This window comes from Mycobacterium hubeiense (assembly GCF_002838065.1).
Taxonomy (GTDB): Bacteria; Actinomycetota; Actinomycetes; order Mycobacteriales; family Mycobacteriaceae; genus Mycobacterium; species Mycobacterium hubeiense.
The window spans coordinates 70,271-82,684 of record NZ_PIZU01000014.1; the positions used below are offsets into that span (position 1 = coordinate 70,271).

Consider the following 12,414-nt stretch of genomic DNA (forward strand, 5'->3'; position numbering starts at 1 on the left):
ACAGCCGCTCGCGTGGACCCATCGTCCGTTGTAGTCAACGCAGCCGCGGACGGGCGGAGGCGGTGGATCATCGGGCAGTGGGGCGTAGCACGCCGGTCGTGGTACGTATGGGCGACGTGAGAGTCGGGTGTGCTGTTCAGCTCGGTTGGTCGTCGAGGCGGTGCACGGCTTGGGCGGTGTAGGTGGTTTTCACCGCGCCGCCGGGGGTGGTTTCGACTTTCATGATTGCGTCGATGTGTACCCGCATGCCCAGGCCGAGTCCGCGGACCTCGTTTTCGCCGAGTCGGCCGAGTTTGACGGTGACGGTCTCGCCGTCGTCTTGGCGGATCAGCCAGGATTGCACGGAGCTGACGGTGAGGTATTCACCGATGATCGGCACGGGTTGTTCGTCGAGGTTGGAGTTTTCGACGGTGGCGGCGATGTGTGCCGCGGCGGCTGCGGACACCTTGACGCGGCGGGTGGCGCGGGCTGGTTGTTGCCAGTCGATTTCGAGGTCGAATCCGGCGCGGTTCAACGTCTTGGACAGGTCGCGCACCGCGGAGGCGGTGCGCGGCCCGAGCTCGCCGAGTTGTTGCACGAACGCCGATTCGGCTGGGCTGGGGCCGATGTCGTTGCCGGCGGTGAACACGTCGATTGCGGCGCTGATGGCGGTGTCGAGTAACTGGTCTTCGGTTTCCAATTCGGCGAACATGCCGACCCTCCCGGCGCCGTGACCTGTTTCGGTGATCGGCGAACTCGCCGGCGTCAAGGTGAGAATGATGGATCCGGGGCCGGGTGAGGCGGTCAGTAGCAGGTCGGTGCGGCGGCGTACCTCGGCGTTGGGTTGGCGGCCCAGCGCCTTGTCGCCGTGTTGGGCGGCGCCGACCGCGGTGGCCAGCCGTTGGAAGCCGGCCATGACGCGGGCCACCTCCGATACCCGCGCCGAGGAGCCGGTGACGCCGTCGCCGGTGACGCGGATAGTGCCGTGCGAGGCCAGGCTGCGGCCGAGGGTGTCGTCGGCGATCAGGGCCTCAACGCTCATGCGCGACAGATCATCCGGGGTGGCCCACGCCGGTGCGTCCTGGTCGTCCATGGCTGCCAGCAGGGTGGTTTCCATGCGGTCGATGTCACTGTCATTGGTAGTCATCGACGATCACCTCCACATATCCGCGCCGGGGTAACGCGTCTTCGCGTGTCGGCGGTGATCCTCTTGTGCCCCAACGCATTCGCTGCAAGTGATCATCGACCCAGCCTCGGCGTTGCAGGTAGGGCGCCAGGTAGCGATCCTCGATGCTGGTGTCGGGTTGGCAATGCCATGCCATGAGGTAAGTGTCCACTTGTAGTCCGACAATGCGGCGGACCTTACCGCGTTGGGCGAACGCGGCCAAGATGGTGGCGCTGGTGGGGTTCAGCCGCGCTTTGGCCAGTTCGAGGTCTTCGGCCCAGTACACGCAGGACAGGATCTGCGGGTCGGGATCGTCGGATAGGAACTGCCCATGCAACCAGGCCGCATTGACGGTGACATGTCGGCGTAGCAGGCTGGTCGCTGATTCCCAGTCGGCCCATAGCCGTTGCCGGTGCGCGCCCCGCCCGTCGACGAACCGCTCATGCAGCTCGGCCCGGCTTGCCCGGTACCGGCCAGGGGGCAGCAGCCCGTGCGATCCGTCCAGGTCCGGGATCACAAGGTTGCCCCCTCCCGTGGCGCCAGGTGACCGAACTACCCCGCGGCATGAGCAGGGGCGTCGATGCTACTGAACGTTGTGCCATCCAAACACGATTCGCAATCCGCCGCGTCCTGGTCGGTGGCCGCGGCGAACGCTGCATCGGTCACCTCGTCGATGCGGGCCATCACCTCACGGGCCGCGTCGACCAGTTGCTGGGCGTCGTCGTCGCCGGCGAGCGCCACGCTGAGCCGTTCCCGCGCGGCCAGCAATCCACCGAAGTCGACACCCGACAGCGCGGGCGCGGCCGGTTCCGCGGCGAATGCGCGTATCACTTCGTCAAGCGCCTTGCGCTGGCGAGTGCTCATGCGCTGCGCCTCCCGCGGAGGCTGGTAGACCGCTGCGGCCGGCGCGGTCACCCCCGCCGCGGCGAACGCGGTGTTCTCCGACACGTCGGCCAGGTAGGCGATCGCCCGGATCGACGCATCCGATGGCCGGGTGGCGTAGGTGCCCTGTCGCAGCCGGTTGAGCGTGGCGTGCGAAATGTCGTGCCCGGCGTGCTGCGCGAGCTCGGCTAGCCGGCGTCCGGACGCGCCGCCGTGGCGTTGCGCGGCGATGTCGATCAAATCGATCAGTGATCTGCTGGTCTTGCCCATAGTCGCTCACCCATCGGCTCGGTTGGTGACGCGTGCGTTGCGTTCGCGCGACACCAATTGTTCTGCCACTTGTAACGTGAGTCAAGCGCAACACACCGCATCAACACGGCTGCAATCGAATTACAGCGTTGTAGCCTGCCTCACGTGTCACGCGGCAGAAGCACGTCAAGCGGTGTTGCGACGTTTGGAACGCGGCCGGCTTCTGGCCTCGGGGCGCTCTTGCCACAGTCGCCGGCTCAGGGCGTGTTCCAGGCGGGCCAGCGAGCCGATGTCGCAGAGCACGGTGCCTGCCAGGATGCGCCCGATGGTGGTGTGGGCCACCCCGCTCGCCGCGGCCAGCGCTCGCTGGCCGGTGGCGGTCTCGGTCATGGCCGCACGCAGCGCGCGGGCCAGCTGCTGAGCGGCGGGTGCCGAGGGCGGCGCGTCGGGGTCCAGTTCGGCATCGGGCCACACGCCCGCGGTCACGTAGGCGATCGGTGGGCGGTCACTGTTGCTGCGCGACACAGGCCCACGATATCCCGCGACACCGTCGCCTCGGCCCGATGTGTCGGACCCCTTTGCTCTAATGGTGCATACACGCACCATTCGGGAAGGGGTCGCCTCCATGTTGATCCACCAGCCGACGGCGGCGGCCCATGCTGAGGCCCGGGACGCAGCTGCTGCTGCCGCTGCAGTGGGGGCCGGCCATGGCTGACGGCAGCCTGGCCGCGGCCGTGGGAGCGGTGACCGGTGCGTGGATCGCCGACGGGGCGCTGGCCGCACAAACCCTGGACAAGTTCGGGCTGTTGATCCGCCGGTTCACCCGGTTCGCCGCCGCCCACGACGTCACCACCCTCGGGGCGGTGGATCGGGCACTGGTCGCGAAATTCGTTGCCGCCAAAGGCCGTACGCGCCACGGTGTCGTATCTGTGGCGGCGGTGGCGACGATGCACAACCGCCGTGCCGCGCTGCGAGCGTTCTTCCGCACCGCGCGCCAGCTGCGGTTGACCATCGACGATCCCACCACCGACATCGCCGTCCCCGCCCGGCAGTCCTCGGCACAACGCCCGCTCAGCGAGGACGAGTCCGCGCTCGTGCGCCTGTTCTCCGAACGCGCCGCCCCCACCCGCCACGCCGCCACCGCCGCCCTGCTGCTCGCCGGCGCGCACACGTCCGAGCTCGGACACATCACCACCGCCAACCTCGACCCACAGGCCCCCACCGTGTGGGCGCACGGCTCGACCAAGCATCGCCCCCGCACCCTCACACTGGACCGCTGGTCGATGCGGGTGCTCACCGAACGCGCCGCCCACCTCGCCCGCCCGCTGCCCAACCCTTGTCCCTCGCCGGTGTTGTGCACCGGCGCCGCTGGCAGCGACGCCCACAAACAAGCTCGGGTGTGCGTCACCGTACGCGAAATCCTCACCCGCGCCGGACTATCCGACGACCCAGGCGTGCGGCCGGCATCACTGACCGCCTACGCGGCGCGCCGCGAATTCGACCGCACCGGCCGCATCGAAGACGCCGCGCGTCTTATCGGCTCGCCCTCACTGGACACCACCGCGGGCCTCATCGGCTATGACTGGCAGCACCGGGCCGACCCGCCATGAGGACCAAACACCGGTCTCGCAAACAGGCCGACGCCTACGGCGCCGACCGCATCGAGCAATGCCAACTGCACCGACGCGACGACCCCGGCCATCGCACCCCGCTCGAGATCGACCTCATCGACGCCGTCGCCTCTCACGAAGTCATCTATCAACTCGCTGCGGTTCTGCCCGTGCACGAGCCGGGAACCCCGGGCCGCCGCCCGCACTACCCGCCCTGGGTGCACGTGCTGCACAAGGCACTGGCTGGGGTGCTGGGGTCGCACAGCAAGGCCGCCCGCGCGATGGCCCACCCCGCGTACTGGCGCGCCATCCGCCACCACGCCGCCAAACATCACGCACCGAGGGCGCCGCGGCGCCCACCGCAGCGCTGGCACCACAACTACGCCCAACGGCTACTCGACGAGCACGCCGCCACGCTGCTGGATGCGTTCCGCCCCCTCGCACGGCGGCTCGCGCGCGAACTCGGCTGCCTCAATCCCGCCGCCCCGGTCTCGCACACCAACCCGGCCCGCGGGCAGTACCTCGCCGGGGATGGCACCGTGGTGGCCGCACCGGTGCGCAAGGCCACCGCCGACCGCTGGGCCGAACAAGGCGGCCGCCACGTGCATGCCGGCATCGAGGCCCAAAACGGCGAGAGCGAAACCGAATTCCGATACGGCACCAAGTTCGCCATGCTCAGTACCCGCCCCGACGCGATCCGCAACAACAGGGTGATCCTCGACGTCGACGCGGTGCCCGCGGGCAAAGGCTACGGTGGCGAAGCCCGCATCGCGCTTGACATGATCGACCGCGTCGTCGCCGACCCCGACGTTCGCTGTGACGGCGTGTGCTACGACGGCGCATTCCGCGGCAAGCACGTCGACCACGCCATGAAGCGCGGATTGACGGTTCTCTCACCGCAACACGACAGCACCCGCGTACCCACCGCGTTCGACCACGTGGAGTGCACGTGCGGCGACGTCCACGACCTGTGGACCGCCGACGGCCGTATCTGCGAACGCCAAGTCCTCGACACCGGCGACAAGCACCTGCAGCCCTGCCCGGTCGCCAAGGTCTACCCACGCCGCAACAGCGACGGCTGCCGCTGGTATGTCGAGTTCGCAATCCCCTCTTGCGGGACGGTGCACCGCGAGCGCATCGACACCACCGACGACGACCGCGACCGCGGATACAACCGGGCCGAGCACCTTCGCCAGCACGTCAAAACCGACGACGCCGACAGCGTCTACGACCGCTGCTATGGCTGGCGAGAAGACGTTGAGAGCCTGAATAACACCCTCGACCGCACCCTCTACGGCGGCCGCATGATCGCCTATGGCGCCGTTCGTCAACTCACCGTGATGCTCGGATTCGCGGTGGGGCGCAACGCCATCGCGGCCTACCTCCACCGCCGACGACACCCCGAAGAACGAGCCGCCTAACGCCGGCCGCCACGACAAGCGCCCACCACGCACGCCCAAGCGTCGCGTGGTTATCGCCGTGCCCGCTACACTCACACCCGCCGCACCCCGACGACCAGGCCAATCGTCAGGAACGGCAACAGGACGCCACGAACACCGCCAAAAACCGGCCAGCGCGGCGAACGGCTAGGTTTTAGTCAGGTATTCAAAGACGTCCCCCGCCCTCGTAGCTCAGGGGATAGAGCACGGCTCTCCTAAAGCCGGTGTCGCAGGTTCGAATCCTGCCGGGGGCACCCATTGTTTTCGCAGTTCAGCGTCCTGGTTTGGCGGCCCCGCTGGGCCGTTTCGGGCTCGGTGCGCGTCCAGTTGCTGGCAAACTTCCGCAGCAAATCCGCCACTGCGAAGCCGGGAACCGGGTCACGCTTTTGTCACAGCGGCGCGCTAATCTCTTATGCGGGACGGGGTGAATGGAGGTGGCAATGACCTTGATTGGCAAGACGCTGGCCGCAATTGGTGCGATGGCTGTGCCGTTGACGATCACGGTGGTCGGAGCGGCTCCAGCGACGGCAGACCCGAATCTGTGCGTGAGTGGCCCGTACGGGTTCGCCTATGCCTGTGTCGACACACCTGGCTGGGTGGACTGGCACGACGGTCCACGTGGCCGCGGCCACTGGAAGCACGGCCACGGCTGGGACGACTAACCCTCGCTGCGGGTGGCGATGACGCGCTCGGCGACGTCGAGCAGTTTCGTGTTGCTGTCCTGAGATAGCCGGCGCATCAGCTCGAACGCTCGCACGTCGTCGACGCCGAATCGCTCCATGATGATGCCCTTGGCCTGACCGATGCGGTCGCGCGTCGACAGGGCAGACTGCAGCTGTTCGCTTTGACGGCTGGCCAAAATGGCCGCGGCGGCGTGGGCTGCGAGAACGGCGCCGACGTTTTCCGATTCGCCGTTGAAGGCATTTGGCTTGAATGCGAAGAGGTTTAGCGCGCCCGCGGTCTGCGAGCTGGTGTAGAGCTTGAACGACAGCCCGCTGAGCACGCCCATCTCGGCGACCGCGGCGGAATACCGTGGCCAGCGCTGCTCGGTTCGGAAATCGTCGGTGCGCACGATCAATTCGTCCAGCGCGGCCTCCACACACGGCCCCTCGTTGTACTTCATCTGCAGTGCGTCGAGCCGATGCGGCAGTTCCGAGGTGCCGGCAAGGGATTCGAACTTGCCGCCCTTGGCTATCAGCAGAACGCCCGCCGTGTCCACTGCGGGCAGCAGTTCTTTCGCGGCAGCGGTGACCTCCGCCAGCACGTCATCGACACTGCGCGGCGCCGCCGCCGAGCGGGCCAACTCGGCCATGCGCTGAACCAGGTCGAGATTCTGCATTCGTGTCACAGACACAGACTTCCCGATCATCGCTTTGCGCACACTTGTTTGTGTTTGACCGGCACAGGCAATGCTGCGGTACAGGTGGATGCGTCGGTCGACCGCCGCACCCGCTCAGGTCCCGCCGGTTCAAACCACGAGCCGGCGGGGCCGCCCTCGACGGCAAATCCCCCGCCCGCGGGGCATGGTTGCGGGCTACGGTCCCGTCAGGCCGATCGGCGCTGCTGACCGGCGACCGAAATCCACGTCAAAAAAGAACTAGCACTCTCCTATCGAGAGTGCTAATATCGCAGGTGCACAGTGATATAGCTGCCCGCCAGGGTGGCGGGCACTGACGCAGCGAGGAGGTGCATTGCTGTGCTGCGCTTTGATCCGTTCAGTGACCTCGACGCGTTGACCCGGGGTTTGCTAACCGGGGCCGGATCAAGTCGGACCCCTCGGTTCATGCCCATGGATCTATGCAAGATCGACGACCACTACGTATTGACCGCCGATCTGCCCGGTGTTGATCCGGGTTCGGTGGATGTCAGTGTCGACAACGGCACTCTGACGATTTCCGCTCACCGCACCGCCCGTTCGGAGGAATCCGTCCAGTGGCTGGCCAACGAGAGATTCTTCGGCAGCTATCGCCGGCAGCTGTCCCTCGGCGAGGGCATCGATCCGTCGGCCATCTCGGCGACGTATGAGAACGGTGTGCTGACCGTGACGATCCCGCTGGCCGAGCAGGCCAAGCCGCGCAGGATCGAAGTGGCGCACGGTGCTGACCGGAAATCGATCGAAACGAAGTCGGCCGGATAGCGGCAAGCAAGACGGGTGGCAATCCGCGACGGGTTGTCACCCGTCTTGCGTTGACAGGGCCACCATCAACGCCCACACCGAGCACACCACGGCGACGACCGCCAGGCCCGTGCCCACGAAAAAGCCGTAGCCCGCGGCCACCGGGGCCTTGACGTTGATGTGGTAGTACCACACCATCAAGGCCACCAGCAGCAGCGAAATCACCAGCGCCGCAGCCGAAGCCAGGCGTGCCGACAGCCCGCGCGCGGCCATCGCCCCGGCCACGATCAACGTCGACGCCAGCAGCACGATGAGCTGGCCTGCCCCAAAACGCGGCGGCAGCACCAGGTTTCCGACCGTTCCGCCGATCGCGTTCGCGCGGCCACCGCCGTCGGCCTGGGTGGTCAGCCACGGCAGCCAGGCGCTCACGGCAAGGATCGCCGCGCACAGGGCGACCAGCCAGCCGGGATGGGGACGGACCATGCAATGAGACTATCGGGTGTGGTGCGCCGTCCACGTCAACGCGTAATCGGCCACGTCCTGCCAGCCGTCGACGACGGTGATCAGATGCGGCCGGTCTTCGAAGAGTTTGAAATCGGTCGGCGCAGTGGACTTCCGGTAGCGGTTGAAGTTCTCGTAGACCACCGATTCCGGCACCAAATGGTCACGGCCGCCGGCGATCAGCAGCAGCGGCGCCCGGTCGGAGTTCGCGAAGTCGACGACCGTCACGGCCTCGCGCTTGCGAGTGAGGTTGGCCGCCGCCACCTGGAACACCGGCCGGCCCGGCGCCGGGACCGCCAGTTCGGCGTACCACCTGTCCGACTCCTCGCGGGAGACGGTGTTGGCGAACGCGTAATGGAATTCTGACGGTGTCAGCGTCACCAGGCGGTGGCGGTTGGCCGGCCGCCGAAACACCGGCCACGTCGCGCGCAACACCGACAGCGGCGCGCGCAACACCCCGCGCGGTGCGGCGGGGGTCAGCGCGACACCGGCACGGCCCAGCCCCCGGTCGAGCAGCATCTGAGTCAACAGACCACCGAACGAATGCCCCATCAGAATCGGCGAATCCGGCAGCGACCGGACGAACATGTCGAAATGCTCGACCAGCTCGCCGACACCGACCTCCGCGCCCCGCGGCCAGTCCGGTACATGCACGTCGTGCCCCGCCGCCTGATACCGCTCCACCCAGCCTGACCAGCTTCGCGGCGACAGCCACAGCGCGTGGATCAGCACAATCGGGGCCTTGACGTTAGACATCGTCTCTAGTGTGGAACCCCGATACTGATCAGAGGCGGTAAATCGATGACAGAACTCCCCGACTGGGCTCGGCGGCTTGACCTGTCGCCGCATCCGGAGGGCGGCTGGTACCGGGAAACCTGGCGCAGCGAGCTGACCATCCCGCAGTCGGCCCTGCCGCCGGATTACAACGGCCCGCGCAGCACCGGCACCGCGATCCTGTTCCTGCTCATGCCGCATCAACTGTCGGCGTGGCATACCGTGCGCAGCGCGGAACTCTGGCTCTATCACCGGGGAAGTCCGCTACTGCTCGAGGCCGGGCCCGAACAGTCCTCTGCCACAACGTATCTGCTGGGGTGCGACATCCTGGGCGGCGCCTACCCTCAGCTGGTTGTGCCGCCAGGGCACTGGCAGCGTGCCCGGCCGCGGGACGACGAGCCCAGCCTGGTCAGCTGTGTGGTGGTGCCGGGTTTCGACTACGCCGATTTCGCGCTGGCCGCGCCTACGGAGTAAGCGAGGACAGGTTGAATCCGGCGCCGGTGGGGTCGGCGACGGCGGCCAGCCGGCCGTATGGGGTGTCCTCGGCCGGCCGGATCACGCTGCCGCCGTTGGCGGTGATCACCTCGATCGTCTTGTCGACGTCTTCGGCGCCCAGGAAGAAGGACCACGTCGACTGATCTTCGTCGGCCATCACGCCCAGCAGCGCTTCACCATCGAACATCGCTGTGCTGTAACGGAATTCGTCGGTGTCGGACACGGTGTCGAGCTGCCACCCGAACACCTGGCGGTAGAAGTCCAGCGCCTTGCCGTAGTCGCTGGTGGTGAGCTGGAAGTACACGGGCGCGCCGGCCTCGCCGACGACCTCGAAGCCCTGGTGCCCGGTCGGCTGCCACAGCCCGACGAATGCGCCGGTGGGATCGGTCAGCATGCCCATGAAGCCCTTGTCCTTGACCTCCATGGGCTCCATGCAGGCGCTGGCTCCGGCGGCGACGGCCTTGGCCACGGTGGCGTTGACGTCGGCGGTGTGAAGGTAGGTGGTCCAGCCGTCGGGGCTGTTCCATTGCGGGTCGTTGTACATCAGCCCGGCCACCGGCTTGCCGTCCTTGAAGGCGTTGACGTAGCCGCCGTAGTCCGGGCCCGCCGATTCGAAGGTCCAGCCGAAGACCGCGCCGTAGAACTGCTGGGCGCGGTCGACGTCGGAGGTCGACAGGTCGATCCAGGCCGGGGCGCCGATGGGTGCGGTCTTGCGAATGCTCACGGTGGTCTCCTTGGGTAGTCGGTCATCGGTGTTGACCCCCGCCGCCGCCCAAACTCATCGCGCTCGCTCGCGAAACTGTAGTTGTCGCGCGAAAGGTCGAGTGGGGACCTCGATAACGACAGTCTCGCGGCGTGCTACTGACGCACGCCCAGCACCCGCAGCGCGTTCTCTTTGAAGATCAGCGGCAGCACCGCCGGGTCGAGGTCCAGCGTCTCGAAATCCCGCCGCCAGCGGTCCATCTGGATATACGGGTAATCGGTACCGAACAGCACCTTGGTGCGAAGCTGGCGGCTCGCGGCGCGGACCAGCTGCGGTGGGAAGTACTTCGGCGACCAGCCGGACAGGTCGATGTAGACGTTCGACTTGTGCGTGGCGATGGAGATCTGCGCGTCCACCCACGGCACCGCCGGGTGCGCCATGACGATCGTCAGCTCCGGAAAGTCGGCCGCCACGTCGTCGAGCAGCATCGGATCGGAGTAGCGCAATTTGATGCCGTGTCCGCCGGGCAGCCCGGCGCCCATCCCGGTCTGCCCGGTGTGGAACAGCGCGGGCACACCGGCCTCGGCGATGGCGGCATAGATCGGGTAGAACGACCGGTCGTTGGGCTCGAACGCCTGCATGCTGGGGTGGAACTTGAAACCCTTGACGCCGAAGTCGTTGACCAGCATGTGCACCCGGTGCACCGCCCGCCTGCCCTGCCACGGGTCGACGCTGCCGAACGGGATCAGCACATCGTTGTTGCGCACCGCCCCCGCGACCAGATCCTCGACCGAGTTGGGCACATGCCCCATCCCCGACCGCGCGTCGATGGTGAACACGACCGCCGCGGTGTTGCGCTGCCGGTAGTGGTCGGCCAGCGCGTCGACACTGGACAGCGCGCCCGGCGTCATCTTGAAGTACTTCTCGGTGGCCTCCACCAGGGCGTCGTCGTACGCCTTGTGCCCGTGGCTGTCGACCTCCACGTGCGTGTGGATGTCGACGGCCGCGATGCGGTCGAAATCTATTCCGTATTCGTACTTCTGGCTCGCCATGCCCGGCTATCCGGCGGCCGCCTCCGGCGCATAACCGAGCGCGGCCTTGACCTCCAGGTACTCCTCGAAGCCGAATTCGCTCCACTCGCGGCCGTTGCCGCTGCGCTTGTAACCACCGAACGGCGCGTTCATGTCGAACGCGTGGTTGATCGCCACCGAACCGGCGCGAATCCGGCGGGCCACCGCCCGCGCCTTGTCCAGATCTGCGGCCGAAACGTAACCGGCCAGACCGTATTCGGTGTCGTTGGCAATCTCGATCGCCTGGTCGAGATCGTCGTAGCCGAGGATGCACAGCACCGGCCCGAAGATCTCCTCGCGGGCGATGGTCATGTCGTTGGTGACGTTCGCGAACACCGTCGGCTTGACGTAGTACCCCGTGTCCAGTCCGTCCGGACGGCCGACGCCGCCGACGACGACCGTCGCGCCCTCGTCGATGCCCTTCTGGATCAGCCCCTGGATCTTGTCGAACTGCGCCTTGGACGCGACGGGTCCGATAGCGGTCTTGTCATCGGGGTCGCCGACCTTCACCTGCGACGCGGTCTGTCGCGCGATCTCGACTGCCTCGTCCATCCGCGAGTTCGGCACCAGCATGCGCGACGGTGCGTTACAGCTCTGACCGCTGTTGAGCATCATCGTCGTGACGCCGGCGGCCACGCTCTTGGCGAAGTCCTCATCGTCGAGCACGATGTTGGGGCTCTTGCCGCCGAGCTCCTGGGTCACCCGCTTCACCGTCGGCGCGGCGTTGCGGGCGACGTCGATGCCGGCCCGCGTCGAGCCGGTGAACGACACCATGTCGATATCGGGGTGGCTCGAAAGTGCCACGCCAACACCGGGTCCGTCGCCGAAGACCATGTTGTACACGCCGGCCGGAACCCCCGCCGCGTCGATGATCTCGGTGAAGATCTGACCGGAGTACGGCGCCACTTCGGACGGCTTGAGGACGACCGTGCAGCCGGTCGCCAGCGCGGGATACGCCTTGCAGGCGATCTGGTTGATCGGCCAGTTCCACGGCGTGATCAGCCCGCAGACGCCGATCGGCTCCTTCACCACCAGCGTGGAGCCGTGCTGCTCCTCGAACTCATAGTTCTTGAGCACGTCGATGGCCGTCGCCAGGTGCCCCATGCCCAGCGCCACCTGCGGCCCGGATGCCAGCGAGGCGGGCGCGCCCATCTCCTCGCTGACCGCGTCGGCGAGGTCGCCGGCCCGCTTGGAGTACTCGGCCATGATCGCCTGCAGCAGGTCCAGGCGCTCCTCGCGTGTGGACTGCGAGTACGTCGCGAACGCCTTCCGCGCCGCTTTGACCGCCTTGTCGACGTCGGCCGCCGAGCCGATCGCGATCTTGCCGGACACCTGCTCGGTGGTCGGATTGTCGACATCGAGGGTCTTCGGCTCGACCGGATCGACCCACTGGCCGTCGATGTAGAACTTCAGATATTCGCGCATGGCCTT

Annotated in this window: 15 protein-coding genes and 1 tRNA gene; 6 read left to right on the forward strand and 10 right to left on the reverse strand. The window is 67.2% G+C overall.

Features of this window, described 5'->3' with window-relative positions:
- Positions 1 to 136 precede the first annotated feature (136 nt).
- The 4 genes from CWS39_RS29180 to CWS39_RS29555 form a co-directional block, all read right to left on the reverse strand.
- Positions 137 to 1,126 carry a hypothetical protein gene (locus CWS39_RS29180; protein WP_233213492.1) on the reverse strand — a complete coding sequence of 330 codons (990 nt, stop codon included), beginning with the start codon at positions 1,124 to 1,126 and terminating at the stop codon, positions 137 to 139.
- Positions 1,113 to 1,661, reverse strand: coding sequence for a DUF6932 family protein (locus CWS39_RS13060; protein ID WP_102143342.1), 549 nt, complete (start codon positions 1,659 to 1,661; stop codon positions 1,113 to 1,115). The genes CWS39_RS29180 and CWS39_RS13060 overlap by 14 nt, the downstream gene beginning before the upstream one ends.
- Positions 1,662 to 1,696: 35 nt before the next feature.
- Positions 1,697 to 2,296: a hypothetical protein gene (locus tag CWS39_RS13065; protein ID WP_102143343.1), complete on the reverse strand. Its 600-nt coding sequence runs from the start codon at positions 2,294 to 2,296 to the stop codon at positions 1,697 to 1,699.
- 165 nt (positions 2,297 to 2,461) lie between these two features.
- Positions 2,462 to 2,800: a helix-turn-helix domain-containing protein gene (locus CWS39_RS29555; RefSeq protein ID WP_233213493.1), complete on the reverse strand. Its 339-nt coding sequence runs from the start codon at positions 2,798 to 2,800 to the stop codon at positions 2,462 to 2,464.
- 131 nt (positions 2,801 to 2,931) lie between these two features.
- Between CWS39_RS29555 and CWS39_RS13075 the strand changes: the two genes are divergently transcribed.
- The 4 genes from CWS39_RS13075 to CWS39_RS13095 all read left to right on the forward strand — a co-directional run bounded on the left by CWS39_RS13075 (position 2,932) and on the right by CWS39_RS13095 (position 5,986).
- Positions 2,932 to 3,885, forward strand: coding sequence for an integrase (locus CWS39_RS13075; protein WP_233213494.1), 954 nt, complete (start codon positions 2,932 to 2,934; stop codon positions 3,883 to 3,885).
- The gene (locus CWS39_RS29560) at positions 3,882 to 5,306 is read left to right on the forward strand and encodes a hypothetical protein (protein WP_233213495.1); all 1,425 of its coding nucleotides are present in this window, start codon (positions 3,882 to 3,884) and stop codon (positions 5,304 to 5,306) included. Before CWS39_RS13075 ends, CWS39_RS29560 begins: the two co-directional genes overlap by 4 nt.
- Before the next feature lie 199 nt (positions 5,307 to 5,505).
- A tRNA-Arg gene (locus tag CWS39_RS13090) sits at positions 5,506 to 5,578 on the forward strand.
- A 186-nt stretch (positions 5,579 to 5,764) separates the two neighbouring features.
- On the forward strand, positions 5,765 to 5,986 hold the full coding sequence (locus tag CWS39_RS13095; RefSeq protein WP_102143401.1) for a hypothetical protein: 222 nt from the start codon (positions 5,765 to 5,767) through the stop codon (positions 5,984 to 5,986).
- Here the strand turns inward: CWS39_RS13095 and CWS39_RS13100 are convergent.
- Positions 5,983 to 6,663 carry a GAF and ANTAR domain-containing protein gene (locus CWS39_RS13100; protein WP_233213501.1) on the reverse strand — a complete coding sequence of 227 codons (681 nt, stop codon included), beginning with the start codon at positions 6,661 to 6,663 and terminating at the stop codon, positions 5,983 to 5,985. The genes CWS39_RS13095 and CWS39_RS13100 overlap by 4 nt on opposite strands.
- A gap of 357 nt (positions 6,664 to 7,020) precedes the next feature.
- Here CWS39_RS13100 and CWS39_RS13105 point away from each other — a divergent pair, with 357 nt between their 5' ends.
- Positions 7,021 to 7,461: an Hsp20/alpha crystallin family protein gene (locus CWS39_RS13105; RefSeq protein WP_102143344.1), complete on the forward strand. Its 441-nt coding sequence runs from the start codon at positions 7,021 to 7,023 to the stop codon at positions 7,459 to 7,461.
- 36 nt (positions 7,462 to 7,497) lie between these two features.
- Here CWS39_RS13105 and CWS39_RS13110 read toward each other — a convergent pair whose 3' ends face one another.
- Together CWS39_RS13110 and CWS39_RS13115 are read right to left on the reverse strand one after the other, a co-directional pair.
- A complete protein-coding gene (locus tag CWS39_RS13110) occupies positions 7,498 to 7,923 on the reverse strand; it encodes a hypothetical protein (protein ID WP_102143345.1) in 426 nt (141 codons plus the stop codon).
- A 9-nt stretch (positions 7,924 to 7,932) separates the two neighbouring features.
- Complete coding sequence (locus CWS39_RS13115; protein ID WP_102143346.1) at positions 7,933 to 8,697, reverse strand: alpha/beta hydrolase; 765 nt, start codon at positions 8,695 to 8,697, stop codon at positions 7,933 to 7,935.
- Positions 8,698 to 8,742: 45 nt separating this feature from the next.
- On the opposite strand from CWS39_RS13115, the gene CWS39_RS13120 reads away from it, so the two are divergent.
- On the forward strand, positions 8,743 to 9,189 hold the full coding sequence (locus CWS39_RS13120) for a cupin domain-containing protein (RefSeq protein ID WP_102143347.1): 447 nt from the start codon (positions 8,743 to 8,745) through the stop codon (positions 9,187 to 9,189).
- Here the strand turns inward: CWS39_RS13120 and CWS39_RS13125 are convergent.
- The 3 genes from CWS39_RS13125 to CWS39_RS13135 form a co-directional block, all read right to left on the reverse strand.
- A complete protein-coding gene (locus CWS39_RS13125; protein ID WP_102143348.1) occupies positions 9,179 to 9,934 on the reverse strand; it encodes a VOC family protein in 756 nt (251 codons plus the stop codon). The two genes, CWS39_RS13120 and CWS39_RS13125, sit on opposite strands and share 11 nt — an antisense overlap.
- Before the next feature lie 134 nt (positions 9,935 to 10,068).
- Entirely contained in the window at positions 10,069 to 10,965 is an 897-nt protein-coding gene (locus CWS39_RS13130) for an amidohydrolase family protein (protein WP_102143349.1), read from the reverse strand.
- 6 nt (positions 10,966 to 10,971) lie between these two features.
- The gene (locus CWS39_RS13135; protein WP_102143350.1) at positions 10,972 to 12,408 is read right to left on the reverse strand and encodes an aldehyde dehydrogenase family protein; all 1,437 of its coding nucleotides are present in this window, start codon (positions 12,406 to 12,408) and stop codon (positions 10,972 to 10,974) included.
- Positions 12,409 to 12,414: the final 6 nt, after the last annotated feature.